Source organism: Pseudomonas sp. M20 (assembly GCF_045037865.1).
Taxonomy (GTDB): Bacteria; Pseudomonadota; Gammaproteobacteria; order Pseudomonadales; family Pseudomonadaceae; genus Aquipseudomonas.
Map to the genome: position 1 here is coordinate 625,319 of NZ_CP173611.1, position 26,785 is coordinate 652,103.

At 59.0% G+C, this 26,785-nt stretch carries 16 protein-coding genes, 4 tRNA genes and 1 riboswitch; of the genes, 17 read left to right on the top strand and 3 right to left on the bottom strand.

Going from position 1 to position 26,785, the window contains the following annotated elements; all coding sequences use genetic code 11:
• Positions 1 to 117 precede the first annotated feature (117 nt).
• Positions 118 to 1,110, top strand: a complete 993-nt coding sequence (gene argR, locus ACI514_RS02765; protein WP_174244476.1) for a transcriptional regulator ArgR — start codon at positions 118 to 120, stop codon at positions 1,108 to 1,110.
• Between the two features lie 19 nt (positions 1,111 to 1,129).
• On the opposite strand, the gene ACI514_RS02770 is transcribed toward argR, so the two are convergent.
• Positions 1,130 to 8,935, bottom strand: coding sequence for a dermonecrotic toxin domain-containing protein (locus ACI514_RS02770; protein ID WP_405123051.1), 7,806 nt, complete (start codon positions 8,933 to 8,935; stop codon positions 1,130 to 1,132).
• A 305-nt stretch (positions 8,936 to 9,240) separates the two neighbouring features.
• On the opposite strand from ACI514_RS02770, the gene ACI514_RS02775 reads away from it, so the two are divergent.
• The 7 genes from ACI514_RS02775 (at position 9,241) to astE (ending at position 17,094) form a co-directional block, all read left to right on the top strand.
• Positions 9,241 to 10,461: an aspartate aminotransferase family protein gene (locus ACI514_RS02775; RefSeq protein WP_160059095.1), complete on the top strand. Its 1,221-nt coding sequence runs from the start codon at positions 9,241 to 9,243 to the stop codon at positions 10,459 to 10,461.
• Between the two features lie 214 nt (positions 10,462 to 10,675).
• Complete coding sequence (gene aruF, locus ACI514_RS02780) at positions 10,676 to 11,695, top strand: arginine/ornithine succinyltransferase subunit alpha (RefSeq protein WP_007919353.1); 1,020 nt, start codon at positions 10,676 to 10,678, stop codon at positions 11,693 to 11,695.
• Between the two features lie 51 nt (positions 11,696 to 11,746).
• Positions 11,747 to 12,772 carry an arginine N-succinyltransferase gene (astA, locus tag ACI514_RS02785; protein WP_008077921.1) on the top strand — a complete coding sequence of 342 codons (1,026 nt, stop codon included), beginning with the start codon at positions 11,747 to 11,749 and terminating at the stop codon, positions 12,770 to 12,772.
• A complete protein-coding gene (astD, locus tag ACI514_RS02790) occupies positions 12,769 to 14,238 on the top strand; it encodes a succinylglutamate-semialdehyde dehydrogenase (protein WP_405124190.1) in 1,470 nt (489 codons plus the stop codon). The genes astA and astD overlap by 4 nt, the downstream gene beginning before the upstream one ends.
• Before the next feature lie 138 nt (positions 14,239 to 14,376).
• A complete protein-coding gene (astB, locus tag ACI514_RS02795; protein WP_405123052.1) occupies positions 14,377 to 15,723 on the top strand; it encodes an N-succinylarginine dihydrolase in 1,347 nt (448 codons plus the stop codon).
• A 57-nt stretch (positions 15,724 to 15,780) separates the two neighbouring features.
• Positions 15,781 to 16,071: a topoisomerase II gene (locus ACI514_RS02800; RefSeq protein WP_160059092.1), complete on the top strand. Its 291-nt coding sequence runs from the start codon at positions 15,781 to 15,783 to the stop codon at positions 16,069 to 16,071.
• Positions 16,072 to 16,083: 12 nt separating this feature from the next.
• Entirely contained in the window at positions 16,084 to 17,094 is a 1,011-nt protein-coding gene (gene astE, locus ACI514_RS02805) for a succinylglutamate desuccinylase (RefSeq protein WP_405123053.1), read from the top strand.
• Between the two features lie 156 nt (positions 17,095 to 17,250).
• On the opposite strand, the gene ACI514_RS02810 is transcribed toward astE, so the two are convergent.
• The gene (locus ACI514_RS02810) at positions 17,251 to 17,760 is read right to left on the bottom strand and encodes a 6,7-dimethyl-8-ribityllumazine synthase (protein ID WP_405123054.1); all 510 of its coding nucleotides are present in this window, start codon (positions 17,758 to 17,760) and stop codon (positions 17,251 to 17,253) included.
• 101 nt (positions 17,761 to 17,861) lie between these two features.
• Positions 17,862 to 18,032: riboswitch (FMN riboswitch) on the bottom strand.
• 275 nt (positions 18,033 to 18,307) lie between these two features.
• Here ACI514_RS02810 and ltaE point away from each other — a divergent pair.
• From ltaE to ACI514_RS02850, 8 genes are all read left to right on the top strand, one after another.
• Positions 18,308 to 19,312 (top strand): low-specificity L-threonine aldolase, encoded by a 1,005-nt coding sequence (gene ltaE, locus ACI514_RS02815; protein WP_405123055.1) that lies wholly within the window; start codon positions 18,308 to 18,310, stop codon positions 19,310 to 19,312.
• A 146-nt stretch (positions 19,313 to 19,458) separates the two neighbouring features.
• The gene (gene alaS, locus ACI514_RS02820) at positions 19,459 to 22,077 is read left to right on the top strand and encodes an alanine--tRNA ligase (protein ID WP_160059089.1); all 2,619 of its coding nucleotides are present in this window, start codon (positions 19,459 to 19,461) and stop codon (positions 22,075 to 22,077) included.
• Positions 22,078 to 22,167: 90 nt separating this feature from the next.
• Positions 22,168 to 23,409, top strand: coding sequence for an aspartate kinase (locus ACI514_RS02825; protein WP_007919332.1), 1,242 nt, complete (start codon positions 22,168 to 22,170; stop codon positions 23,407 to 23,409).
• Positions 23,410 to 23,596: 187 nt separating this feature from the next.
• On the top strand, positions 23,597 to 23,785 hold the full coding sequence (gene csrA, locus ACI514_RS02830) for a carbon storage regulator CsrA (RefSeq protein ID WP_002554426.1): 189 nt from the start codon (positions 23,597 to 23,599) through the stop codon (positions 23,783 to 23,785).
• 62 nt (positions 23,786 to 23,847) lie between these two features.
• A tRNA-Ser gene (locus ACI514_RS02835) sits at positions 23,848 to 23,938 on the top strand.
• A 107-nt stretch (positions 23,939 to 24,045) separates the two neighbouring features.
• Positions 24,046 to 24,122: transfer RNA gene (locus ACI514_RS02840), tRNA-Arg, on the top strand.
• A 71-nt stretch (positions 24,123 to 24,193) separates the two neighbouring features.
• Positions 24,194 to 24,270 (top strand) — tRNA-Arg (locus ACI514_RS02845).
• A gap of 72 nt (positions 24,271 to 24,342) precedes the next feature.
• A tRNA-Arg gene (locus ACI514_RS02850) sits at positions 24,343 to 24,419 on the top strand.
• A gap of 19 nt (positions 24,420 to 24,438) precedes the next feature.
• Here ACI514_RS02850 and ACI514_RS02855 read toward each other — a convergent pair.
• Positions 24,439 to 24,957, bottom strand: coding sequence for a cell envelope protein SmpA (locus tag ACI514_RS02855; RefSeq protein ID WP_405123056.1), 519 nt, complete (start codon positions 24,955 to 24,957; stop codon positions 24,439 to 24,441).
• 321 nt (positions 24,958 to 25,278) lie between these two features.
• Between ACI514_RS02855 and mgtE the strand changes: the two genes are divergently transcribed.
• Positions 25,279 to 26,721, top strand: a complete 1,443-nt coding sequence (gene mgtE / locus ACI514_RS02860; protein ID WP_160059087.1) for a magnesium transporter — start codon at positions 25,279 to 25,281, stop codon at positions 26,719 to 26,721.
• The last annotated feature ends 64 nt before the right edge of the window (positions 26,722 to 26,785 follow it).

A 26,785-nucleotide genomic window follows, 5' to 3' on the forward strand; every position in this document is an offset into this window, starting at 1 on the left:
CATCGCGAGCAGGCTCACTCCTACATTTGATCTGCGCAGTTTCAAGATTTGTGTTCATTTTCGGGCTAGCATTGGCCCTTGCCTTCATCACTGTTCTTCGTTTCGGATTGCCCGCCCATGACTGCCCATCGAATTGGTTTCCTGATTTGGCCCAGCACTAAAGCGTTGACGCTGGCGCTGGCGGAGGAAGCCTTGCGTGTTGCTCAGCGTGTGCACCCGGACGTGGTTTACGAACTGTCGTTCCTGCAGGCCGAAGCCGTTACAGGAGCCGGGGCCGAAGGCGCCTGGCAACTGCCCGGTGAGGCCTGGACCGGCAAGCTCGAAAACTTCCAGAAACTTTTCCTGCTCGCTGACGAGCCGCCGACCACATTGGCCCCGGCGCTCAGCAGTGCGCTCAAGCAACTGGTGCGTGCGGGCACGGTCATCGGCGGTTTGTCCGCTGGCGTTTATCCATTGGCGCAACTCGGTTTGCTCGACGGTTATCGCGCGGCGGTGCACTGGCGCTGGCAGGACGATTTCGCCGAGCGCTTTCCGAAAGTCATCGCCACCAGTCACCTGTTCGACTGGGATCGCGATCGCTTGACCGCATGCGGCGGCATGTCCGTGCTCGATCTGTTGCTGGCGGTGCTGGCTCGCGATCACGGTGCAGAACTGGCCGGTGCAGTCTCGGAAGAACTGGTGGTTGAACGCATCCGCGAAGGTGGCGAGCGTCAGCGCATTCCGTTGCAGAACCGTCTCGGTTCCAGTCATCCGAAGCTCACCCAAGCGGTGTTGCTGATGGAAGCCAACATCGAAGAACCGCTGACCACCGACGAAATCGCCCAACACGTGTGCGTGTCCCGTCGACAGTTGGAGCGGATCTTCAAGCAATACCTCAACCGTGTGCCGAGCCAGTACTACCTGGAATTGCGCCTGAACAAGGCCCGGCAGATGTTGATGCAGACCAGCAAGTCGATCATTCAGATCGGCCTCTCGTGTGGCTTTTCTTCAGGGCCGCATTTCTCCAGCGCCTATCGCAATTTCTTCGGTGCCACGCCGCGGGAAGATCGCAACCAGCGGCGCAGCAGCAGCCCGTTCGAATTGTCTTCAGTGCCGCCCGAGCGCGGTTAGACCGCGTCGAGCGCCGGGGTCAATCGGAAAACGAGATAGCCCTGAAATTGTCCAGCGGATCGGCCTGGTTCCTGCGCCTTTCGTACTCCTCGAGCAAGTGGGCTTTTACCGCCTCGCTATACGTCGTCAGTCGTTGCTGGCTCTGTGCGTTCAAGGGATTGCCCGTGAACTCGTAGGTGGTTTTTGCGCCGGAGGTCGGCGAGGGCAGCGGGTCGGGGAGTTCGGTAATGGCGTTGCCGGACAGGTCCGCATAATTCAAACGGGGCAGTTCGAAAAGCCCGGGTGGCAGTTCGCTCAGCCCGGTATTTTCCAGATGCAACGAGTAGCACATGTGCAGGTTTCTCAGGTCCGGCGTCAGCCCTAACGGATTGTGGCTCAAGTCCAGTTTTTGCAGGTTCTCCATACGCGCCAGTGCGCTCGCGGTTTGCGCGTTCAGGACGATCCGGCAGTAGGGCAGTTCCAGGTCGGTCAGCTTGCTCATGCGGAACACCGCTGGCGGAATCTCGTTGAGCTGATAGGCCCGGATATCCAGGTTCTCAAGATTCGGAAACAGTTCGAGCAGGCGGTCAACCCGGGGGTGTACGCGGGCGGTGCTGGTCAGTGTCAGTTCGGTGATCTGCTCGAAACGCCCGCTCAGTGTCGGTAACTCACCGATGAACGACAGGTCACAGGCCAGCCCAGTCGGTGCAAAGCCTACCGGAGCCTCGCGCAAACGTCGCTCCAGGCCATCCTTGAACCAGGTTCTTCTGGCGTTTTCCTGTTGCAGCGCTTCGCCTTCCAGCGTGGCCCCCGTGAACGGATCGCGCGCAGCTTCCTTCGCCCATGTCCCGAGCTCGCCAAGCAATGTCGTCAGATCCCGCTGTCGGCGCAATAATTCGAGCCGCCCTTCGGCCATAGTGCCCGGCAGACTGTAGATCAGGTGGTTTGCATCGGCTTCGTTGATGCCTGGGTACAGAGCTTGCGTCAGGGCGATGTCCGCTTCGTCGGCCGTAACGCCCAAGTGCTTGCGAGTGATCCGGTATTCGGCTTTGATCCGGTCTCTGGCGGCAACGGACAGCGGGTTGGCTCGCAGATCAACGCCGTTTGAGGCAAATCCGGTCATGTCCTGCGGCAAGTCGACAATGGCGTTTTCACTCAGCAACGCGTAGCGCAGTTTCGTCAATTGCCCCAAGCCGGCGGGTATCTGGCTGATACCGGTACGGGTCAGGTCAAGTGTCTTCAGTGCCCGCAATGAGCTGATATCCGGTGCAGTGCCCAGTGGGTTGTTGTACAGGTCCAGCGCCTTCAGGCGGTTCATTCTGGACAGTGTGGTCTGCCCCATTGTGTCGAGGACAATACCGCAGCTGCTCATTGTCAGTGTTTCCATGGCCGGCATCAGCGACAGCGCTCGCGGCACCCGACCCAGGGCGAAACTGCGCAGTTCCAGGACTTGCAGTCCGCTGAAACACGACAGAAAACCTGTGGGTGCGTTCAGGGCTTCGTTGCCCCGTATGGATAAGCGGATGACGTGACTGAAGTCGGCCGTCAGTGGCGGCAACTCCCCGGCGAAGGACGCATCGAATTCCAGCGAGTTTAGCCTTAGTTCGGGTTTGTCCGGGTTTCTGCCGCGCCAGAACTCTTCCAGTTTCTGACTGAACTGTTTGCGGTGGCTCTGTTCAATCGCTCGATGGATGGCTCCCCAGTGCTCGCCTGTGGCGGGGTTGCGTACCGGCACGCGGTCGGACCAGGCACTCAGGTCGCTGATCATCTGGCTGATTTCCGCCTCCCAGCGCATCAGTTGCGCCGTACCGGCCTGCAATGTGCCGGGCAGGTGATAGATCAAGTGACTGGCATCGTCGACATCCATCCACGGATACAGGCGCTGTGCGCTGGCCAGGTCGCTGACGTCCGGCATCACGTCAAAGTGACGTCCTTGCTCGAGGTAATAGGTTTTGATGCGTTCGCGAGCGGCGAGGGACAGCGGGTTGTTACCCAGATTGAGTCCATCGGCGAGGTCCAGGTCGAGGCTGAAAAACTGCTCGGGGAGGTCGGTGATGCGGTTGCCGTTCAGCAGCGCGTTTTTCAGGTTCGGGTGACCGGCGATGCCATCGGGCAGGGCGGGAATGCCGGTATTGGTCAGCAAAATGTCACGCATGGCGGGGAAGAGCCGGAGGTCGGGTGCCATTGTCAGTGGGTTGTGGCTCAGGTCCAGCAGTTCAAGACTGCGCAGCGTCGAGAGGGTGCTTTGGTCGACTGCGTTGAAGGTAATGCCGCAGCGGGGCAGGGAGAGTTCCTTGAGCGTTGACAGTCGGGCCACTGCCTGGGGGATTTCATTCAGCGGGAATTGCTGCAGTTCCAGTTCCCGTGTGTTGACGAACAAATCGATGAATGCCTCGGGTGCACCGATGGCGTTGTTGCCTTTGAGCTTTACGCCCGACACATGGCTGAAATCTGCTGTCAGTCGGGGGAATTCACCAAAAAAGCGCAGGTCAGCCTCGAAGAAGTCGGCGCGCATACCCGACTCACCATAGCGGTGACGCCAGAACCGTTCCAGTTGTTGGCCGAACTCGGACCGGGCAGCGTACTGATCGAACAACTCGATGGCTGTGAGGATTTCGCCGGTGACAGGGTGGGTGCTCGGCACTTGGGGCGCCCACAAGGTCAGGTCGGTGGTCATCTGGTTAAGTTCGGCACGCCATTGCATGAGCTGAGTCCGGCCATCCGCCAAGGTGCCCGGCAAGTCATAGAACACATCGCTGGCCTCCTGCTCGTCCAGCGACGGAAACAGCTGACGCATAAGGGCGATATCGCCCTCATCAGCGCGCACGTCGAAGTCGAGTCCGGTGCGTCGGTAATAGGTCTTTATCTTGTTGTGCGTTTCACGGGTCAGCGGGTTGTCGGAGAAGTCCAGGCCATCGCTCTGATTGGCCGGCATATCAAACACGGCATCGGGTATTTCGCTGATACGGTTGCCGCTGAGGATAGCGGTACGCAAACTCGGGTGGCTGGTCAGCCCTTCGGGTACTACGTTGATGCCGGTATTGGACAGGTCGAGGTAGGTGAGTTCAGGCAACTGATTAAGGTCGGGGAAAGTCCCCAGCGGATTGTTGCTCAAGTCCAGCGTATGCAGGTTGTTGAGCGAGACCAGTGTCGCCTGATTTTCCGGGGTCAGCACCACACCGCAATCGTTGAGCTCCAGCACATTGAGCCGCGGCATTTTGATCGATGACAGCGCAATCGGTTCGAGGTCGAAGGCATGCAACTCCAATGTGTTCAGGTGCTTGAAGCGCTGCATGAACGGGAGCAAGGCCGAAATATTTTTGTTACCGGTGAGCCGCAAGCGGGAGACATGGTCGAAGTTGGCGCTGAGGATGGGCATGTCGCCCATAAAGTCCAGATTCGCTACCAGCTCGCTTTGCCGGACAGAGGCCGACCTGCTGCGCCAGAACTGTTCCAGTGTTTCCCGGAATGCGTTCCTGGCATTGCGCTCGGAGGCTTGTTCATCGACGGTCAACGGCCGCCTGAAAATGGGTTCGAGCGCCGGAATCCGCTCGGCCCAGGTACCCAGTTCGGTTCTCAGATGGCTGAGTTCGACCTCCCAGCGGGCGAGTTGAAATCGGCCTTCGAACAGGGTGCCGGGCAACCGATACAGCAGATCACTGGCCTGATCAGCGTTGAGTGCCGGAAACAATGCCACGGCGCGCTCGATGTCTGCAGACTCCGGTCGTACCCCGAAGTGTTTTCCGGTGTGGTTATAGAACGCTTTGACCTTCTCCCGAGTGGCTGTCGTCAGAGGGTTGTCGGCAAACCCGAAACCGTCACTGAGAGAGCTGGCCAGATTGAAAAAGGGCGGCGGTATTTCCGTGATGTTGTTGCCCTCGAAACTCGCGGTGATCAGGCGCGGATGATCGAGCATGTTGGCAGGCACTGTGGAAATGCCCGTTCTCGACAGATTGAGGTGACGCAGCGATGGCAGTGCGCTGATGTCCGGGGGCGTACCCAAGGCATTACCGCGCAGATCCAGCAGCGAGAGATGGGGCAATGCCGCCAGCAACGTCTGGTTGGCCGCCGAATGGCGGATGCCACAGTTGCGCAGGATCAACTGACGCAGATTGGGCATGGCACTCACGGATTGGGGCAGATTCGGCAGGTTGAGATTTTGCGCATCCAGATACAGCATGCTCGGGAAGCGTTGCAAAAACGCATCCACAGCCCTGGTGCTGGCGCTGCCGTTTATGGAGAGCATCGAGACGTGACCAAAATCCGCCTCCAGTACGGGCAAGTCACCGAGGATCGGTTCGGCGATCTGCAACATGTAGCCGGCGGGGCCACGGGTCTGTCTGCGCCAGCAACGCAACAGTGCGTCCCTGAGTCGGGCGCGATTCTGCAGGGCTGCCCGGCGCTCGATGTAGGTCAACGGCAGGCCACTGACCGGATCGTTGGCCGGGACATCAATTTCCCAGCGACGCAGATCATCGCTGAGCTTCATGTGTTCATTGCGACGCCTGGCCAGTTCAACGTTGAGTGCGGCCGGATCATTCTGAAAAGCAGCCACGTAATTTCGTGCTTCCTCAGCGGAGAAGCCTCGAAAAACTTCCTGCACACGCTCCTCGGGGCTGACGATGCGCTGGCCGGTGGTCATCAGGTTGTCCTGATGTTCGATGCCGACCGCACCGAGTTCGCCCGCTTCAAAAAAGTCGGCATCTTCAAGGCGCCTGGGGGTACTCAGTCGCTGATCGCCGAAGCCCTCAAGGCGTAGCGTGTCCACCGCAGGCTGAAGGATTGGCGTCTCGAACATTACGGTGCGCAGTTCATTGCGTGCCAGTGTTCGCTCGCGGATCGCCGACTGCAGCAGGTCGCTCTGACCGATCTGCATATTCAGACTTCGGCGCTCGCCATCGGGTAGCGCGTACAAAACGCTGGAGTAAAAATCCGTGGCCGAGTGCAGTTCCTGGTCGCGGTCGTCAAAGGGCTGATAGCGACCGTCCGATTGGCGCACCAGCACTTTCTGTGCGGGCGCATCTTCGCGTCCGATGCTGTCGAGTACGCGGCCTTCATAGCGACCGTCGCGGATTTCGATGCGCACATCGCCGCTCCAGCCCGGCAGTAACTTGAGGCTGTGCAGCGCCAGAGAGTCGGAATCGGCATTGCTCACGGACTTCAGCGCCAGCCCCTCGTAAGCGCGGGTAACGCGCACCTCCTGTTGCGCCCGTTGCAGGAGTGCCTGCTGGCGCGGTGGCAGTTCACCTTCGTTGATCTGCATCAGCTCGCTGCCAGTGGCAGTGTCGAGCAGTTCGCGAGTGATGCTCGCCGGCAGTGATGGATCGTGGCTGACAAGCGCTTGGGCCAGCGGGTCGTCAATGTGCTGCAGGGCCTGATAGCGCGATTCGAACATCGAGCTGCGATGGCGGCGGGCGAGATGGGCCAGTTGTTGGCGCAAGGTCTGACTACGGACATCGAGTGAAGGCATTGGCCCGCCGAAGGATTCTGCGAGCAGGGCTTTGGTTTGTTGCTCGTCGAGGGACGCAAGCAGGGTTTTGAGCAGGTCGCCATCGATCAGGCTGGCCTGGCGAAGCTCGATCAGTGGCAAGGATTCGTCCGCCGAAGATTGCCAGAGCAGTTCGCCCTGTTGATTAGCCAGACGCAGGCGCTGGCTGCTCGGCCAGCGACCGTGTTCCGTCAGCAGTTGCAGCTGCGTCACCGGATCGGCGCGCCGGTATTGTTCGGCCACGTTGCTGTCGAGTTGATCGATGAAGCGTTGCAGCTGTTGATCGATCTTGAAGCGCTGGATGCTGTCGGCCAGCAGCGGCGGCGGTGTTTGTTGATCGACATGCATCTTGCGCACGGCATCGTCATTGACGCCACTGACACGAAGAATGGTCTCGCGCTCGGTCGGCGAGAACGTATCGATGGCAGGGGAGACTCGTCGCAGCGCCGTGTCGGTGTCCCACGCCAGTGGTTGTTCCATTTCGGTGTGCCAGGCACCGGCGCCGTTGTGCCGCACCGTCGGTTGGTAGGCGTCGGGTCGAGTCGGGTGTTCGATGATGTATTGGCCGGGAATCGCACTTTCGCTCACGGCAAAATGGGCGTCTTCCAGTGGCAGCAGTTGTTTGCCTTGATGCGTGTGCAAACCCAGTTCGTTGGGCATTGAGCCGGCATCGGGCACCGCTGTGTGTTGGTAGCGGGTCAGATCGGGATCCCAGTAGCGGGTTGCGCCGTTGCTCAATTGCACAGGCTTGAAACGATCGATGAATGCGACCACCTCCTGGGGCAGGACCTTGCGAAATTCGCCGGCACCAATCGCACCGCCCACGCCGAAGATGCCGAGTTGGATCAGCGATTCGACGGTGTCCATCAAGTGCTCGAAGGCTTCTGTCGTGCGGCCCTGGCCCCACTCGATGATGCCCTCGAAGGCTTCGTCGAGCATTTGATAGGCCATGTACGCCATCATCGCTTCACCGAGTACCGGCACAAACGGCGCGACGATCAGCGCGGCGGTCTGAACAATGCTCGAGAGGATGTTGCTTACTGAATCCCAGAACGCCCAGCGCGCCTTTTGGTCCACTACGGAGGTGGGCACGGCGATCACCCGGGCGTCATTGAAGATCTTGTTCAGTTTCGCTTGATAAAGGTGTTGCCAGAGATTGTCAGGGAACGGCGTCAGGGTGGTTTGCAGGTCCGGCCGCTCGACCGGGGTTTCGCGCCACGCGGGCAGCGAACTGCCGGGCTCCGGCGGATGCCACGTCATCTGCGTCAAGCGGCTGTTGAGGGTGCTGAAGAAAAACCCGCGATGTTCGTGGTTCACAAAGCGGCTGAAAAACTGTTGATAGTCTTTCGAGCGCAACTGGCGCGTCAGTTCGACAAACAGTTCGTAGGTCGAGGCGTATTCCTTGAAGGGGTGTTCGGGGTCGTCCGGGACATAGGCAACCACCCGTGCCGGGTCTCGCGACACATACAGGTCGGGGGCAAAGACGACGATACCGGTGAGCGGCGCGCACAGCATTCCCATGTCATGGCTCTTTACCTGCGCGCCGCTGATATATAGCCCGGTCATGCCGTCGAGCACGGCGTCGATCAAGCGAAAATAACTTTCCGAGACATCGTGATTCATCCGCGCCCATTGCAGTGCGGCTTTCATCGCGGCTTTCTGACTGTCGTCTATTTTTCCGCGCAGTACGGAGGCCACCATCGGATCGGAATAACCAAGGTTGTCTTCCAGATGGGTTTTATAGCGGGCGCCGAGATCCAGACTGCGACACAACCGGGTGAAGGCTGGAATGCTCAGTGTGGATTTGAGCGCCGGCAAGGTCTCGAACTGACCGGTTGCCGAGGGACGGTTCGTATAGGTCGATTCGGCTTCGAAGGCGTTTTCGGAGGTTTCCTTTTCTTCGAAGTTATGCAGCGCGGCATCCAGCAGTGACACCGTCCAGACGCGGGCGCCCGTGGTGATCGGGAACCACGGTGTGGTCGCGGGAATGTAGAGGCGCACAAAGGTGTTGCGCACATCCAGGTCCAGGCCGAAACAGTCTTTCAGTTGTTGTTTGAGCAACGGTTCGGCAAAGGCGCTGGCGTCCTGCAGGTGTTCCAGGCTCTGGTCGACTTTGCTTTGCGCGACCCAGTGCGCGGCGTTGAGGGTCTTCATCTGTTGATGGCTTTCGGTCGGAGCAGCCTGAATCGAGGCGGACGCCTGCGGCCGGGTGTTTCCGAGTGCCTCGCGCCGGCCTGTGGAAATGTTACCGAGCCAGTCGGGCAGGGCTTTTTTCAGCGGCAGATAATGATCATCGTGATGCTGCGCGTCACTCGTCGCGGTCGAGGCTGCCGGTGGGTGTCGTTGAGACGGATGCATGGGCCATTCCTTGGCGTTGAGAAGAACGCGCAGCAAATCAGGAAATGGCCCCCCTTGTGCGGTACATATTTATATCTTTGTCGCGGGGTTGAATTGGTATTCTCAGCAACCTGCCGCAAATCGGCGGCGCCCGGTAAACTGCGCCTTTGCGACGCTATATGTCGCATTGCCGTAAACCCGGGAAAATCCGGGGTTTGCGCTATAAGAAGTTGTCGCTTGGCGACAAGGCCGGGCAGAAAACTGTCCTTACAATCCCCCCCATCGCTCGCCAGTTTCAGGCGGGTGGCCCTCATCAGGAGACTCCGATGTCCGTTGAGCACGCTGCGGTACAACGCGCTGATTTCGACCAGGTAATGGTTCCCAACTACGCGCCTGCCGCTTTCATTCCGGTGCGTGGCGCCGGTTCCCGTGTCTGGGATCAGGCCGGCCGCGAGCTGATCGACTTCGCCGGCGGGATTGCCGTTAACGTATTGGGCCATGCGCACCCGGCGCTGGTCGGTGCACTGACCGAGCAAGCGAACAAGCTGTGGCACGTGTCCAACGTGTTCACCAACGAGCCGGCCCTGCGCCTGGCGCACAAGCTGATCGACGCCACGTTCGCCGAGCGCGTGTTCTTCTGCAACTCCGGCGCTGAAGCCAACGAGGCCGCGTTCAAGCTGGCCCGTCGTGTGGCGTTTGACCGTTTCGGCACTGAGAAATACGAAATCATTGCCGCGCTGAACAGCTTCCACGGCCGTACCCTGTTCACCGTCAACGTTGGTGGCCAATCGAAGTACTCCGACGGTTTCGGCCCGAAAATCACCGGCATCACCCACGTGCCTTATAACGATCTGGCAGCGCTGAAAGCCGCCGTTTCCGACAAGACCTGTGCGGTCGTGCTGGAACCGATCCAGGGCGAGGGCGGCGTACTGCCAGCCGAGCTGGCTTACCTGCAAGGTGCCCGCGAACTGTGCGACGCGAACAACGCTCTGCTGGTGTTCGACGAAGTGCAGACGGGCATGGGCCGCAGCGGCAAGCTGTTCGCCTATCAGCATTACGGCGTGACCCCGGACATCCTCACCAGCGCCAAGAGCCTGGGCGGTGGTTTCCCGATCGCGGCGATGCTGACCACCGAAGCACTGGCCAAACACTTGGTCGTCGGCACTCACGGCACCACGTACGGCGGCAACCCGCTGGCGTGCGCGGTCGCTGAAGCGGTGATCGACGTAATCAACACCCCTGAAGTGCTGAGCGGCGTGAATGCCAAGCACGACAAGTTCAAGGCGCGCCTTGAGCAGATCGGCGAGAAATACGGCTTGTTCACTCAGGTGCGTGGCCTCGGTCTGCTGATCGGTTGCGTACTGAACGATGCCTGGAAAGGCAAAGCCAAAGACATCTTCAACGCTGCTGAAAAAGAAGGCCTGATGATTCTGCAGGCGGGCCCGGACGTGATCCGTTTCGCCCCGAGCCTGGTGGTGGAAGACGCCGATATTGATGCCGGTCTGGATCGTTTCGAGCGCGCGGCTGCAGCATTGACGCAAGTCTGATAGACCCTTCGACGCCTGGAGTTTTTCAGGCGTCGATCAAAATTTTATGCCGGACCAGATCAACTGTAGGAGTGAGCCTGCTCGCGATTGCGGTGTGTCAGTCGACTCATTGGTTTCTGACAGACCGCAATCGCGAGCAGGCTCACTCCTACATTGATCTCCATGTAGGCCCGGCTATTTTTCTGTGAATTGATAAGAGAAAAGGAGTGACACCATGCTGGTGATGCGCCCCGCGCAAATGGCTGATCTGGGCGAGGTACAGCGTCTGGCTGCGGACAGCCCGATTGGTGTCACTTCCTTGCCGGATGACGTGGAACGTCTGAGCGACAAGATTGCCGCGAGCGAAGCCTCGTTCGCTGCCGAAGTGAGTTTCAACGGTGAAGAGAGCTACTTCTTCGTCCTCGAAGATTCCACCACCGGAAAACTGGTCGGCTGCTCGGCCATCGTCGCTTCGGCCGGTTACTCGGAGCCGTTCTACAGCTTCCGCAACGAGACCTTCGTCCACGCTTCGCGCGAGCTGAAGATTCACAACAAGATCCACGTGCTTTCGCAGTGCCACGACCTGACCGGCAATAGCTTGCTGACCAGTTTCTACGTGCAGCGCGAGCTGGTCGGTTCGCCGTGGTCGGAACTCAACTCCCGTGGCCGTTTGCTGTTCGTTGCCAGCCACCCGGAGCGTTTCGCCGATTCGGTGGTCACCGAGATCGTCGGTTACAGCGACGAGAACGGCGACTCGCCATTCTGGGATGCGATCGGTCGCAACTTCTTCGACCTCAACTACGCCGAAGCCGAACGTCTGTGCGGGCTGAAAAGCCGTACGTTCCTCGCCGAGCTGATGCCGCATTACCCGATCTACGTACCGCTGCTGCCGGATTCCGCCCAAGAGGCGATGGGCCAGGTGCACCCGCGTGCGCAGATTACCTTCGACATCCTGATGCGCGAAGGCTTCGAGACCGATCACTACATCGACATTTTCGACGGTGGCCCGACCCTGCATGCGCGCGTTTCGGGGATCCGTTCGATCGCCCAGAGCCGCGTGGTGCCAGTGAAGATCGGCGAGCCGGTCAAAGGTGCCGGGCGTCAGTATCTGGTGGCCAACGCGCAGTTGCAGGATTACCGCGCGGTGCTGCTGGAACTGGATTACGCGCCGGGTAAACCGGTGACTCTGGATCTGGAAGCGGCCGAAGCCTTGGGCGTCGGTGAAGGTGCCAGCGTGCGCCTGGTGGCGGTTTAACGCCTTAGCGAGTTTCACGGGTGGCGAAAGCGGCCCGTTTGAGGAGATAGCATGATTGTTCGTCCCGTACGCAGCAGCGATTTAGCCGCGCTGATCGACCTGGCCCGCAGCACTGGCACCGGCCTGACCACATTGCCGGCTAACGAAGAACGTCTGGCCCATCGGGTCGGCTGGGCCGAGAAGACTTTTCGCGGTGAAGCTGGCCGTGGTGATGCGGACTACCTGTTCGTGCTCGAAGACGACGACGGCCGCGTGGTGGGGATTTCCGCCATTGCTGGCGCGGTCGGTATGCGTGAGCCCTGGTACAACTTCCGTGTCGGCCTGACCGTCAGCGCTTCGCAAGAGCTGAACATCTATCGCGAGATTCCGACGCTGTTCCTGGCCAACGACCTGACCGGTAATTCCGAGCTGTGCTCGCTGTTCCTGCACGCCGATTACCGCAGCGGTCTGAACGGTCGCATGCTGTCGAAGGCGCGGATGCTGTTCATCGCCGAATTCCCTGAACTGTTCGGCAACAAGATCATTGCCGAAATGCGCGGTGTGTCGGATGACGCCGGTCGTTCGCCGTTCTGGGAAAGCCTCGGTCGGCACTTCTTCAAAATGGAATTCAGCCAGGCCGATTACCTCACCGGTGTCGGCAACAAGGCGTTCATCGCTGAGCTGATGCCGAAATTCCCGCTGTACACCTGCTTCCTCTCCGAAGGCGCGCGCAGTGTCATCGGTCAGGTTCACCCGGACACCGAGCCAGCCCTGGCGATGCTCAAGGGCGAAGGGTTCAGCTATCAGGGTTACGTCGACATCTTCGACGCAGGTCCGGCCATCGAATGCGAAACCGGCAAGATCCGCGCCGTGCGTGACAGTGAAGCGCTGGTGCTGGCCGTTGGCACACCGGGCGACGACGCGACGCCGTTCATCATCCATAACCGCAAGCGCGAAGACTGCCGCATCACCGCTGCGCCGGCGCGTCTGGCTGCCGGCACGCTGGTGGTCGATCCGCAGACCGCCAAACGTCTTCAACTCAACGCTGGCGATCAAGTGCGCGCTGTGGCGTTGTCCGCTGCACGGGAGTCGAAATAATGAATTCGCTATACATCGCAGGTGAGTGGCTGGCCGGTCAGGGCGAAGCTTTTCAATCGCTGAACCCGGTGACCCAGCAAGTGCTGTGGTCGGGGGAGGGCGCCACGGCGGCTCAGGTTGAGTCGGCTGTGCAGGCTGCGCGTCAGGCATTCCCGGAGTGGGCTCGTCGCTCGCTGGATGAGCGCATCACGGTTCTGGAAGCGTTCGCCGCCGCGCTGAAAAACCACGCTGACGAACTGGCCCGCACCATTGGTGAAGAGACCGGCAAGCCGCTGTGGGAATCCGCGACTGAAGTCACCAGCATGGTCAACAAGATCGCGATCTCGGTGCAGAGCTATCGCGAGCGTACCGGCGAGAAGAGCGGCCCGTTGGGCGACGCCACCGCCGTGCTGCGCCACAAGCCACACGGTGTGGTTGCGGTGTTCGGCCCTTACAATTTCCCTGGCCATTTGCCGAACGGCCACATTGTTCCGGCGTTGCTGGCGGGTAACAGCGTGCTGTTCAAGCCGAGCGAACTGACCCCGAAAGTCGCCGAGCTGACGGTCAAGTGCTGGATCGAAGCCGGTCTGCCAGCGGGTGTTTTGAACCTGCTGCAAGGTGCTCGCGAAACCGGCATCGCGCTGGCGGCTAACCCTGGCATCGACGGTCTGTTCTTCACCGGTTCGAGCCGTACGGGCAATCATCTGCACCAGCAGTTCGCCGGTCGTCCGGACAAGATTCTGGCGCTGGAAATGGGCGGCAACAATCCGCTGGTGGTTGATCAGGTCGCAGATCTGGATGCAGCGGTTTACACGATCATTCAGTCAGCCTTCATCTCTGCCGGTCAGCGTTGCACCTGTGCACGGCGTCTGCTGGTGCCGCAAGGCGCGTGGGGCGACAGCCTGTTGAAGCGTCTGGTTGAAGTCAGCGCGACCATAGAAGTCGGCGCATTCGATCAACAACCGGCGCCGTTCATGGGCTCGGTGATTTCCCTTGGCGCAGCGAAAGCGCTGATGGACGCTCAAGAACATCTGCTGGCCAACGGCGCGGTTTCGCTGCTGAAAATGACTCAGCCGCAAGCACAAGCCGCGTTGCTGACGCCGGGCATCGTTGATGTGACGGCGGTTGCCGAGCGTCCGGACGAAGAGCTGTTCGGCCCGTTGCTGCAGGTGATCCGCTATGTTGATTTTGAAGCGGCGATCACTGAGGCGAACAACACGGCTTATGGCTTGGCCGCTGGTTTGTTGTCGGATTCCGAAGCGCGTTATCAGCAGTTCTGGCTGCAAAGCCGTGCCGGCATCGTCAACTGGAACAAGCAACTGACCGGTGCTGCGAGCAGCGCGCCATTCGGTGGTGTCGGTGCATCGGGCAACCATCGCGCCAGCGCCTATTACGCAGCGGATTACTGCGCGTATCCGGTGGCGTCGCTGGAAACACCGAGCCTGACTTTGCCTGCAGCCCTTACGCCTGGCGTGAAAATGGCGTAACGGCCATTCGCGAGCAGGCTCGCTCCCACATTGGACTGCATTTCCCTGTGGGAGCGAGCTTGCTCGCGAAGGCCGCGCCTCGGTCTAAAAGAATAGTTACTGAAGCCTATAACAACAGATTCTCGTGGAGCCTCGCTGATGAAATCCTATGAAGTCAATTTTGACGGTCTAGTGGGGCCGACCCATAACTACGGTGGTCTGTCCTACGGCAACGTTGCCTCCCAGAGCAACAGCCAGCAATCCTCGAACCCGAAGGAAGCGGCGCTGCAAGGTCTGGCGAAAATGAAAGCGCTGATGGAAATGGGCTTTCAGCAGGGCGTGCTGGCGCCACAGGAACGTCCGGACGTGGCCGCTCTGCGCCGTCTGGGTTTCAGCGGTACCGATGCGCAAGTGATCGAGCGCGCCGCCAAAGAAGCCATGCCGCTGCTGGTCGCCAGTTGCTCGGCATCGAGCATGTGGGTGGCCAACGCCGCCACGGTCAGCCCGAGTGCCGATACCGCTGATGGCCGCGTGCATTTGACCGCCGCCAACCTCAACTGCAAATACCACCGCAGCATCGAGCACCCGACCACCAGCCGTGTGCTCGGCGCGATGTTCGCCAATCAGCAGCACTTCGCCCATCACGCGGCATTGCCAGCGGTAGCGCAATTCGGTGACGAAGGCGCGGCCAACCACACACGTTTCTGCCGTGAATATGGCGAGGCGGGCGTCGAGTTCTTCGTGTTCGGTCGCAGTGCCTTCGACAACCGTTTCCCTGCGCCGCAAAAGTACCCGGCGCGCCAGACCCTCGAAGCGTCGCAAGCGGTAGTGCGTCTGCACGGTTTGCGTGAGGAGGGCGTGGTTTACGCCCAGCAAAACCCGAACGTGATCGATCAGGGCGTGTTCCACAACGACGTAATCGCCGTGGGCAATGGCGAGGTCTTGTTCTATCACGAGGACGCCTTCCTCGAGACCGATCAGATGCTGGCCGAGTTGCAAAGCAAGCTGGCCAAAGTCGGCGGCAACTTCCAGTCCGTGTGTGTGCCGCGTTCGGCAGTCACCGTGGATGACGCGGTACGTTCCTACCTGTTCAACAGCCAGTTGCTGTCGCGTCCTGATGGCTCGATGTTGCTGATCGTGCCGCAAGAGTGTCAGGCCAACGAACGCGTTTGGGCTTACCTGCAAAGCCTGACCAGCTCGGGCGGCCTGATCCGCGAAGTGAAAGTTTTCGATCTCAAGCAAAGCATGCAGAACGGCGGCGGCCCGGCGTGCCTGCGACTGCGCGTCGCGCTTAACGAAACTGAACTGGCAGCCGTCAACCCAGGGGTTATCATGACGCCACCGTTGTACGGTTCGTTGACCGCATGGGTTGAAAAGCACTACCGCGACCGCTTGAGCGAAACCGATCTGGCGGATCCGCAATTGCTGCTTGAATGCCGGACGGCACTGGATGAACTGACGCAAATCCTTAAACTGGGCGCGGTTTATCCATTCCAGATCAATTGATGGCCGGCGTGTTGCTTGAACGCGGCGCGCGGCTTGTCTCCCCAAGAGAGTAAAAACATGAGCGATTCCCTGCAGCTGATCCTTGAAGACACCGACGGCACGCAACTGGAGACTTCCTGCACCCGCGTCGCGGTCATGTGGCAAGGCAAAGAGCTGTGGATCCAGCAGGACGGCCGCGGCCAACTGCTGATCGGCGTGGACGTTGAAGAAGGTGATGCCGAGTACGCCAACCTGCTGCTGCGCCCATTGGCGACTAATCTGGTAAGTCTGCAACTGGAAATGGAACCGGCTGACATCGGCGACGACGAAGACCACGTGCACGGCCCGGATTGCAATCACGATCACTAAGGAAACCGCTCTATGCTCGCCCTCGGCAAACTGCTTGAACTGACCCTCGCCGGCCGCGAACCGGCGGAGAAGACTCAACTGACTGTCGAAGGCGTGCGCATGCGCTGGTTGAGCGAAGGTGCGCTGGAAGTCCGGCCACCGGAAGCGCGCGACAATGGCCTGGACCTGCTGCTGTCGGCAGGCATCCACGGCAACGAAACAGCGCCGATCGAGTTGCTCGATCGGTTGCTGCACGACATCGCTCGCGGCGATTTGAAACCGCGCGCACGTATTCTGTTCTTGTTCGGCAACCCGGAAGCGATTCGCAAAGGCGAGCGTTTCGTCGAGCAGGACGTCAATCGGCTGTTCAACGGCCGTCATGAACAAAGCAGTGGCTCAGAAGCGCTGCGTGCCTGTGAGCTGGAACGTTTGGCGGCGAGCTTCTTCAGCCTGCCGGATCGCCAGCGTCTGCACTACGACCTGCACACGGCGATTCGCGGCTCGAAGATCGAGCAATTCGCGCTGTATCCGTGGAAGGAAGGTCGCCAGCATTCGCGTCTTGAACTGGCACGTCTGCGCGCTGCCGGCATGGAAGCGGTGCTGTTGCAGAACAAACCGTCGATCGTGTTCAGCTCGTACACCTACGACAAGCTCGGTGCCGAGGCTTTCACGCTGGAACTGGGCAAGGCGCGGCCATTCGGGCAGAACGACGGGGTTAACGTTTCGCTGCTGGAAACCCGTCTGAAGCAGATCATCGAAGGTACTGAGCCAGAGATGGCTGAAGCGCAGCTGGATGGTTTGCAACTGTTCAGCGTCGCCCGGGAAATCATCAAGCACAGTGATGCGTTCCGCCTGAACCTGCCGCAGGACATCGAAAACTTTTCAGAGTTGGAGGTGGGTTACGTGCTGGCCGAGGATCTGGCCAATACCCGGTGGATCATCGAGGAAGAGGGCGCGAGGATCATTTTCCCCAATCCGAAGGTCAAGAACGGCCTGCGCGCGGGCATCCTGATCGTCCCGACCACCGACGAAAATCTCGCCTGACCCCAGTTTCGGTTTCGACATATAACCCTGCGGGAGCGAGCTTGCTCGCGAATGCAATCTGACATTCAACATTTGAGTTGGCTGTCAGTCCGCTTTCGCGAGCAAGCTCGCTCCCACAGTGGAAAGAGTGAGGCCCAAGGCCTCACCCATGGGCTATCAGACCGCTACAGCACGCGGCTCTGTACGACGCAACGTCCGAACTTTCTGCAGCGTATCCGCGCAAGTCCGCGCCGCTTCCTGACCCTTGTGCACAAAGTGCTCAAAGAAGAACTTCTGATGCTCGTCGCCAGCATGGAAGTGATGCGGCGTCAGGGATACCGAGAACACCGGCACTTCGGTTTCCAGTTGGACCTGCATCAGGCCGCTGACCACCGACTGAGCGACGAACTCGTGACGGTAGATGCCGCCGTCCACGACCAGGGCTGCGGCGACGATGCCGGCGTAACGACCGGTCTTGGCCAGCAACTTGGCGTGCAGGGGCATTTCAAAGGCGCCGCCGACTTCGAAGATATCGATGTCCGATTCCTGATAACCCAGTGCGATCATTTCGGCGACGAAGCCTTTACGGCTCTGGTCGACGATTTCCTTGTGCCAGCAGGCCTGGATGAACGCGACGCGCTCGCCATGAGGGTGTTTGCTTTTGCTGTCGATAGCGGTGGGTTGCATGTTCTGACTCCTGTTTGTGTGAAAAACAGGGCGTTATGAATCGAAAGGGATTCAAGGGTGCGCACACGCACAACATCGCGCGGACGGCCCTTTGGCGTTAATCCCGTTCTCTCTTCATCCGGACTATGACCGTCGGCCCCGGAATCACACCGGGTCTGCTGACCTTGCCGCCGCGCACAACCAAAGCCGTGTCAGCACCAAGCGCTCGCGGGCTATACGCATTGCGCGCAATTACCGCCGGTGGGGAATTGCACCCCGCCCTGAGAACGTTTTTGCCGCCCTTTCTCGGGCGGCGCAGCGTTTTTAACACATATTTTCCGGCCCTGCACAGAACCTGTGGGAGCGAGCCTGCTCGCGAAAGCAGTGTGTCAGTCAGCAGATGTGTCACTGACAGACTGCTTTCGCGAGCAGGCTCGCTCCCACATGGATGGTGTGTTCTCAAGAAGTAACCTGACCTTTTCGCGCTCAAGGGTTGATTAATCCACGCGATGCCCGCAGTAATTCCACTTCGTAAAGGGATTTCCCCTGCTAACTTGAGGCCAGGTTCATGAGCGTTATCGATCTTCGCAGCGACACCGTCACCCAACCGACTCCCGCCATGCTCGACGCAATGACTGCGGCGGACACTGGCGATGACGTGTACGGCGAAGATCCAACGGTCAATCGCCTGGAGGCCGAACTGGCCGAGCGCCTGGGTTTTGCCGCCGCTTTGTTCGTGCCGACCGGCACCATGAGCAACCTGCTGGGGTTGATGGCGCACTGCGAGCGCGGCGACGAATACGTCGTGGGTCAGCAGGCGCATACCTACAAGTACGAGGGCGGTGGCGCGGCAGTGCTCGGTTCGATCCAGCCGCAGCCGCTGGAAGTTCAGGCTGACGGCTCGCTGGATCTGGATCAGGTCGCCGCAGCGATCAAGCCTGATGACTTTCACTTCGCCCGAACCCGTCTGCTGGCGCTGGAAAACACCATGCAGGGCAAAGTCCTGCCGCTGGAATATCTGGCCCGGGCGCGCCGCTTCACTCAAGACAATGGCTTGCAACTGCACCTCGACGGCGCGCGCCTGTACAACGCGGCGGTCAAGTTGGGTGTCGATGCGCGGGAAATCACTCAGTACTTTGATTCGGTATCGGTGTGCCTGTCCAAAGGTCTTGGCGCGCCGGTTGGCTCGGTGTTGTGTGGTTCTGAGCAACTGATCGGCAAGGCTCGCCGTCTGCGCAAAATGGTCGGTGGTGGCATGCGTCAGGCCGGGCTGTTGGCGGCGGCGGGGCTTTATGCGCTGGATCACAACGTTGAGCGTCTGGCAGACGATCACGCCAATGCGCTATTGCTCGCCGAAGGTCTGCGTGAAGCAGGTTTCATCGTCGAACCCGTGCAAACCAACATGGTTTATGTGCAAATGGGCGACAAAGCCGAAGCGATCAAGGCGTTTGCCGCCGAACGCGGGATCAAATTGAGCGCCGCCGCGCGTCTGCGCATGGTCACGCACATGAACGTCAATCGCTCGCAAATCGAGCAAGTGATCGCGACATTCGTCGAGTTTTCGCGCAAGTGACAGCGTTAGCCGTCCAATTGACCGTTTCTATCGTATAAACACGCTGTACCCCGCGCGCAGGGCCGATATAATGCGGCCCTTTGCCGTCGCTTCGTCTGTTGACGTTTCGAACAGGCCTTTGGCCGCAGCCTCCGTGGAAGAACCTAATGAAAAGCGCAGAAATCCGTGAAGCCTTCCTTCGCTTCTTCGAAGAGCAAGGCCACACCCGTGTAGCCTCCAGCTCTTTGATTCCGGGCAACGACCCAACCCTGCTGTTCACTAACGCGGGGATGAACCAGTTCAAGGACTGCTTCCTGGGCCAGGAAAAACGTGCGTACACCCGTGCAACCAGCAGCCAGAAATGCGTGCGTGCCGGTGGCAAGAACAGCGACCTGGAAAACGTCGGTTATACCGCTCGTCACCACACGTTCTTCGAAATGCTCGGTAACTTCAGCTTCGGTGACTATTTCAAGAAGGACGCGATTACTTATGCGTGGACCTTCCTGACCGGCGTTCTGCAACTGCCGAAGGAAAAACTCTGGGTCACCGTCTACGCCTCGGATGACGAAGCGTATGACATCTGGACCAAAGAAATCGGTGTACCGGTCGAGCGCATGATCCGCATCGGCGACAACAAAGGTGCGCCATACGCCTCCGACAACTTCTGGACCATGGGCGATACCGGCCCGTGCGGTCCTTGCACCGAGATTTTCTACGATCACGGCGACCACATCTGGGGCGGCCCACCGGGCTCGCCGGAAGAAGATGGCGACCGTTACATCGAGATATGGAACAACGTGTTCATGCAGTTCAACCGCACCGCCGATGGCGTGTTGCATCCGTTGCCAGCGCCGTCGGTCGACACCGGCATGGGCCTGGAGCGGATCAGCGCGGTGATGCAGCACGTCAATTCCAACTACGACATCGACCTGTTCAAGAACCTGCTGAAAGCCTCGGCTGAAGCCATCGGTTGCGAAAACGGCGACCAGTCTTCGCTGAAAGTCGTGTCTGACCACATCCGTTCGTGCGGTTTCCTGATCGCCGACGGCGTGCTGCCGTCCAACGAAGGTCGCGGTTATGTGCTGCGCCGGATCATCCGTCGCGCCTGCCGTCACGGTAACAAGCTGGGCGCTACCGGCAGCTTCTTCTACAAGATCGTTGCTGCACTGGTTGCCGAGATGGGCGAAGCCTTCCCGGAACTGAAGAAGCAGCAGAGCAACATCGAACGCGTGCTCAAGGCTGAAGAAGAGCAATTCTCCAAAACCCTGGAGCACGGCCTGAAGATTCTTGAGCAGGATCTGCTGGAACTCAAAGGCACCGTGGTGCCGGGCGACGTGGTGTTCAAACTCTACGACACCTACGGTTTCCCGATGGACCTGACCGCCGACATCGCCCGCGAGCGCAGCCTGACGGTCGACGAAGCCGGTTTCGAACGTGAGATGGAAGCCCAACGTGTTCGTGCACGTTCGGCCAGCTCCTTCGGTCTGGACTACAACACCTTGGTCAAGGTTGATGTGGCCACCGAATTCACCGGCTACAAAGACACCAGCGGTTCGGCAAAAATCGTCGCTATCTATAAAGATGGCCAGTCGGTCGACGTCTTGAATGAAGGCGAAGAGGCGGTGATCGTTCTGAACCAGACGCCGTTCTACGCTGAATCCGGCGGCCAGATCGGCGACTGCGGTTATCTGCAGGCCGGCAGCAGCCGTTTCGACGTGCGCGATACCACCAAAACCGGCGGCGCCTTCCTGCATCACGGTGTGCTGGATTCGGGCAGCCTGACCATCGGCGCGCCAGTGGAAACCCACGTCGATGCCGAGGTGCGTCACGCGACTTCGCTGAACCACTCGGCCACGCACTTGCTGCACGCGGCACTGCGCCAGGTACTGGGTGAGCACGTTCAGCAGAAAGGTTCGTTGGTGGATAGCCAGCGTCTGCGCTTCGACTTCAGCCACTTTGAAGCGATCAAGCCTGAGCAGATCAAGGCGCTGGAAGACATCGTTAACGCTGAGATTCGCAAGAACTCCGCGGTTGAAACCGAAGAAACCGACATCGAAACCGCGAAGAACAAAGGCGCGATGGCGCTGTTCGGCGAGAAGTACGGCGACAATGTGCGCGTGCTGAGCATGGGTGGTGATTTCTCCGTCGAGCTGTGCGGCGGTATCCACGCCAACCGTACCGGCGACATCGGCCTGCTGAAAATCATCAGTGAAGGCGGTGTGGCTTCGGGCGTGCGTCGTATCGAGGCAGTCACTGGTGCTGCGGCACTGGCCTACTTGAACGCGGCAGAAGAACAACTCAAGGAAGCGGCCAGCCTGGTCAAGGGCAGCCGCGACAACCTGATCGACAAGCTGTCGGCTGTGCTGGAGCGCAACCGCCAACTGGAGAAGCAACTCGAGCAGTTGCAAGCCAAGGCTGCCAGTGCTGCGGGTGACGATCTGTCGTCCTCTGCGCTGGACGTCAAAGGCGTGAAGGTCTTGGCCGCACGTCTGGATGGTCAGGACGCCAAGGCGCTGCTGGCGCTGGTTGATCAACTGAAAAACAAACTCGGCCGCGCAGTGATCCTGCTCGGCAGTGTCCATGAGGAAAAGGTCGTACTGGTTGCAGGCGTAACCAAGGACCTGACTGGCCAACTCAAAGCCGGTGATTTGATGAAGCAGGCTGCTGCGGCAGTGGGCGGGAAGGGCGGTGGTCGTCCGGACATGGCGCAGGGCGGCGGTATTGACGCCGGCGCACTGGATGGCGCATTGGCGCTGACCGTTCCATTCGTCGAGCAGGGTTTATAAGACAGTCCGTGCGGCCCGCAGTCTAGTGGCGGGCCGCGCGGCTGTTCGAGTAATTATTGGGCGCCCTTCATGGGCAGAGGCGGCTTTGAAATGGCTTTGATCGTACAGAAATTTGGAGGCACCTCGGTCGGTACTGTCGAGAGAATCGAGCAGGTCGCCGACAAGGTTAAGAAATTCCGCGATGCCGGCGATGACCTGGTGGTTGTGCTGTCTGCAATGAGCGGCGAAACCAACCGTCTGATCGATCTGGCCAAGCAAATCAGTGGCGACACTCAACCGGTTCCGCGTGAACTGGACGTGATCGTTTCCACCGGTGAGCAGGTGACGATCGCCCTGTTGGCCATGGCGCTGATCAAGCGCGGTGTGCCGGCGGTGTCGTACACCGGTAATCAGGTGCGGATCCTGACCGACAGTGCGCACAATAAAGCGCGTATCTTGCAGATTGATGACCAGAAGATTCGTGGTGATCTGAAAGCGGGGCGCGTGGTGGTTGTCGCCGGTTTCCAGGGCGTCGACGAGCACGGCAATATCACCACCCTCGGTCGTGGCGGTTCCGACACTACCGGTGTGGCACTGGCTGCTGCGTTGAAGGCTGACGAGTGCCAGATCTACACCGACGTCGATGGTGTCTACACCACCGATCCGCGTGTGGTGCCGGTCGCTCAGCGCCTGGACAAGATTACCTTTGAAGAGATGCTGGAAATGGCCAGCCTCGGTTCCAAGGTGTTGCAGATCCGTGCGGTGGAATTCGCCGGCAAGTACAACGTTCCGCTGCGCGTACTGCACAGCTTCAAGGAGGGTCCGGGCACCCTCATTACTATTGATGAAGAGGAAACCATGGAACAGCCGATCATTTCCGGCATCGCTTTCAACCGCGATGAAGCCAAGCTGACCATCCGTGGCGTGCCAGACACCCCGGGCGTGGCGTTCAAGATTCTCGGCCCGATCAGTGCCGCGAACATCGAAGTCGACATGATCGTGCAGAACGTTGCGCACGATAACACCACCGACTTCACCTTCACCGTTCACCGCAACGACTACCAGGCCGCACAGACCGTGCTGGAAAACACCGCTCGTGAGATCGGTGCCCGTGAAGTGGTTGGCGATACCAAGATTGCCAAGGTCTCGATCGTTGGCGTCGGCATGCGTTCCCACGCCGGTGTGGCCAGCCGCATGTTCGAATCGCTGGCAAAAGAAAGCATCAACATCCAGATGATCTCTACTTCGGAAATCAAGGTTTCCGTAGTGATTGAAGAGAAGTACCTGGAACTCGCCGTGCGCGCCCTGCACACGGCTTTCGAACTGGATGCGCCGGCCCGTCAAGGCGAGTAATTCCGTTTCTTGAAGGGCGCGGTCTGACCGCGCCCTTTATTTTTTGAATGGCGCGGGCCCTGAACTGTTCTTTTGCCCGCGCTGGTCAATACTCAGGCATGTAGGGCTACGATCGCTCCGGTTGTAGGTCGGGTGCCTTTTTTTTGCAGACTGTTGTCCCTGAACTGAATTGCGTAAGGAGAAAGGTATGCTGATTCTGACTCGTCGGTGCGCAGAAAGCCTGATTATCGGTGATGGCGAAATCACCGTGACCGTGCTCGGCGTTAAAGGAAATCAAGTGCGTATCGGCGTCAACGCCCCGAAAGAGGTTGCTGTGCACCGTGAGGAAATTTACCTGCGTATAAAGAAAGAGAAGGACGAAGAACCAAGCCATTAATTTTTATCGATTTTTATGTTTGCAAACGGGGAAAAGGTTGGTTAAGATACGCCCCGTGTTGCGGAGAGCTGGCCGAGTGGCCGAAGGCGCTCCCCTGCTAAGGGAGTACACCTCAAAAGGGTGTCGGGGGTTCGAATCCCCCGTTCTCCGCCATTATTTGCTTAGTACGTCGTAATCTGGCTTTTTCTTTAAGTTGTTGAAATTAATAGAAAAAGTGGTTGGAATAGAGATTAGACGGGCTATAATGCGGCGCAACAAATGCACTCGTAGCTCAGCTGGATAGAGTACTCGGCTACGAACCGAGCGGTCACAGGTTCGAATCCTGTCGAGTGCACCATTTAAGAGTTAGTTACAGCAATGTAAATAGCTCGGCTTCAACCAGATGTGATCTGGTCTAAAAACACAAATGCACTCGTAGCTCAGCTGGATAGAGTACTCGGCTACGAACCGAGCGGTCACAGGTTCGAATCCTGTCGAGTGCACCATTTAAGAGTTAGTTGCAGCAATGCAGATAACTTGGCTTCATCCAGTTGTGGTCTGGACTAAAAACACAAATTGCACTCGTAGCTCAGCTGGATAGAGTACTCGGCTACGAACCGAGCGGTCACAGGTTCGAATCCTGTCGAGTGCACCATATACCGAAAAGCCCGCGTTTATCGCGGGCTTTTTGCTGTCCGGGATTTGGCTTTTGCCTTCACGCATCCCCTCTCGTCAAAATCTATGTGAGCACTACGGCCTCGCTTGAGGTCGTATCGATAGCTCGTCGTCGATGTTCGAATATTCACCTTGTCCGGTTTGCCTAGTGCGCTTTCGACGTCTTGCTGGCTCATGCCCGCAATCACGCGTCGATTGATGATCGCTGCGCGACGTTGTCTCGCGTCGATCAGGTTTCCGCATCGGTCTTCAATGTGACCAACAATGCCTGGTTCTCTATTTCGCGTTGTCATGCCAGGTGTTTCTTCATGTTTGTGCTCTGGCATTACGGCCACAACAGATCCGGGCGAGTAGGGGTGGACTTCCTGTGCGAAGCGCCGTTCACCTTGCGCACAGCTCATCGAGGTGAACGTGATGCTGCCGTCAGCGGCTTCGCAGCGATGGAGGGTGAGGGCAGCCCCGTTGGGTGGCAGGCAGAGTAGGCTGGCAAGTACAAGGTGAGATGTTTTCAGTGGCATTCGACGTCCTCCATGACGATCTACGCTAAAGGGTAGTCGCTACATTTTTCAGCGCTGGTGTGTTTTCTTTTCAGGATAAGTCGTCGCATGTGCAGGGATCAGGACAGTGCTCAGGTTTGTTTCGCAAGCGCTTGTTTCGACCGTGATTTTTTAACGTTTAAAACCGTCAGGCGGTGTATCATTGCGCCCGTCAGCCCCGCCGGGGCTTATGGAAAACCTCCATGGACTTACCCAGTAGTTACTCAGTAAACCGCTTTACCAATCATGAATTGACTGATTGATCCTTCCGGCGTGCCCCGCTGCTGGGAGTGGAGTTCGCCTATGTCTGAAATCGAAGTAAAGAAAACACAAGAAAGCCTGCAGGATCGCCTGGCTCAGGTTGTCGAGTTGCTGCAGCGTCAGCGCGTCATCGAAGACCTGACTCATCGCCAGGAAGGCGCGCATCACGATCGCGTCGAAAACCTGGTTCATCGACAAAATCTCGTCGAACTGCAACGCAAGCTCGATGATCTGCACTCTGCCGACGTCGCCTACATCCTTGAAGCCTTGCCGCTGGACGATCGTCTGACGCTCTGGCAATTGGTGAAGGCCGATCGCGACGGCGACATTCTTCTCGAAGTATCCGACTCCGTTCGTGAAACGCTGATCGCCGACATGGACGATCACGAGCTCCTGGCTGCGGCCAAGGACATGGACGCCGACGAACTTGCTGACCTGGCTTCCGAGCTGCCGCGAGACGTCGTCCATGAGCTGATGGAGAGTCTGGATAACCAACAGCGCGAGCGTGTGCGTTCGGCCCTGTCATACGACGAGGAGCAGGTTGGTGCGCTGATGGACTTCGAGATGGTGACTATTCGCGAGGATGTCAGTCTCGAAGTGGTTCTGCGCTATTTGCGTCGTCTCAAAGAGCTTCCTGGTCACACCGACAAACTGTTTGTGGTTGATTACGATGGTGTGCTCAAGGGTGTGCTGCCGATCAAGCGTCTGCTGGTCAATGACCCGGACAAGCAGGTTGCCGAAGTAATGGCCAGCGATCCGGTGAGTTTTCACCCGGACGAAGACGCTTACGACGCTGCGCAGGCGTTCGAGCGTTATGACTTGATCTCGGCCCCGGTGGTCGACAAGAACGGCAAGCTGATCGGCCGTCTGACCATTGACGAAATGGTCGACCTGATTCGTGAGGAGAGCGAAAGCGAAGTTCTCAACATGGCCGGTCTGCGTGAAGAGGAAGACATTTTTGCTTCCGTCTGGAAGTCACTGCGCAACCGTTGGGCCTGGCTGGCGATCAACCTGATTACCGCGTTCATCGCATCCCGTGTGATCGGCTTGTTCGAAGGTTCGATCGAGAAGCTGGTAGCGCTCGCGGCGCTGATGCCGATTGTGGCGGGTATTGGGGGTAACTCCGGCAATCAGACGATCACCATGATCGTTCGCGCGATGGCGCTGGACCAGGTGAGCACCGGCAACACTTCGCGACTGATGCGCAAGGAGCTGGCGGTAGGCTTGATCAATGGTTTGGTTTGGGGTGGTGTGATCGGAGTGGTTGCCTACCTGCTCTATGGCAGTTGGTCGTTGGGCGTGGTAATGACCGCGGCAATGACGCTCAACCTGCTGCTGGCCGCCCTGATGGGGGTATTGATCCCGATGACCCTGGCGAAAATGGGGCGCGACCCGGCGATGGGCGCGAGTGTGATGATTACCGCGATGACCGACAGCGGTGGCTTCTTCATTTTCCTGGGGTTGGCGACAATCTTCCTGCTCTAAATTGCTGCTTCGAAACAGCCCGCCAAATTGGCGGGCTTTTTTGTGTCTGCAAAAACTCAAATTT

Excerpts from the sequence above, each read along its gene's own strand:
- astB (WP_405123052.1), top strand. The coding sequence starts at position 14,377 with ATGAAATCCTATGAAGTCAATTTTGACGGTCTAGTGGGGCCGACCCAT.
- ACI514_RS02775 (WP_160059095.1), top strand. The coding sequence starts at position 9,241 with ATGTCCGTTGAGCACGCTGCGGTACAACGCGCTGATTTCGACCAGGTA.
- ACI514_RS02855 (WP_405123056.1), bottom strand. The coding sequence starts at position 24,957 with ATGCCACTGAAAACATCTCACCTTGTACTTGCCAGCCTACTCTGCCTG.
- astA (WP_008077921.1), top strand. The coding sequence starts at position 11,747 with ATGATTGTTCGTCCCGTACGCAGCAGCGATTTAGCCGCGCTGATCGAC.
- mgtE (WP_160059087.1), top strand. The coding sequence starts at position 25,279 with ATGTCTGAAATCGAAGTAAAGAAAACACAAGAAAGCCTGCAGGATCGC.
- ACI514_RS02800 (WP_160059092.1), top strand. The coding sequence starts at position 15,781 with ATGAGCGATTCCCTGCAGCTGATCCTTGAAGACACCGACGGCACGCAA.
- ACI514_RS02810 (WP_405123054.1), bottom strand. The coding sequence starts at position 17,760 with ATGCAACCCACCGCTATCGACAGCAAAAGCAAACACCCTCATGGCGAG.
- argR (WP_174244476.1), top strand. The coding sequence starts at position 118 with ATGACTGCCCATCGAATTGGTTTCCTGATTTGGCCCAGCACTAAAGCG.
- astE (WP_405123053.1), top strand. The coding sequence starts at position 16,084 with ATGCTCGCCCTCGGCAAACTGCTTGAACTGACCCTCGCCGGCCGCGAA.
- aruF (WP_007919353.1), top strand. The coding sequence starts at position 10,676 with ATGCTGGTGATGCGCCCCGCGCAAATGGCTGATCTGGGCGAGGTACAG.
- ACI514_RS02770 (WP_405123051.1), bottom strand. The coding sequence starts at position 8,935 with ATGCATCCGTCTCAACGACACCCACCGGCAGCCTCGACCGCGACGAGT.
- alaS (WP_160059089.1), top strand. The coding sequence starts at position 19,459 with ATGAAAAGCGCAGAAATCCGTGAAGCCTTCCTTCGCTTCTTCGAAGAG.
- ltaE (WP_405123055.1), top strand. The coding sequence starts at position 18,308 with ATGAGCGTTATCGATCTTCGCAGCGACACCGTCACCCAACCGACTCCC.
- ACI514_RS02825 (WP_007919332.1), top strand. The coding sequence starts at position 22,168 with ATGGCTTTGATCGTACAGAAATTTGGAGGCACCTCGGTCGGTACTGTC.
- csrA (WP_002554426.1), top strand. The coding sequence starts at position 23,597 with ATGCTGATTCTGACTCGTCGGTGCGCAGAAAGCCTGATTATCGGTGAT.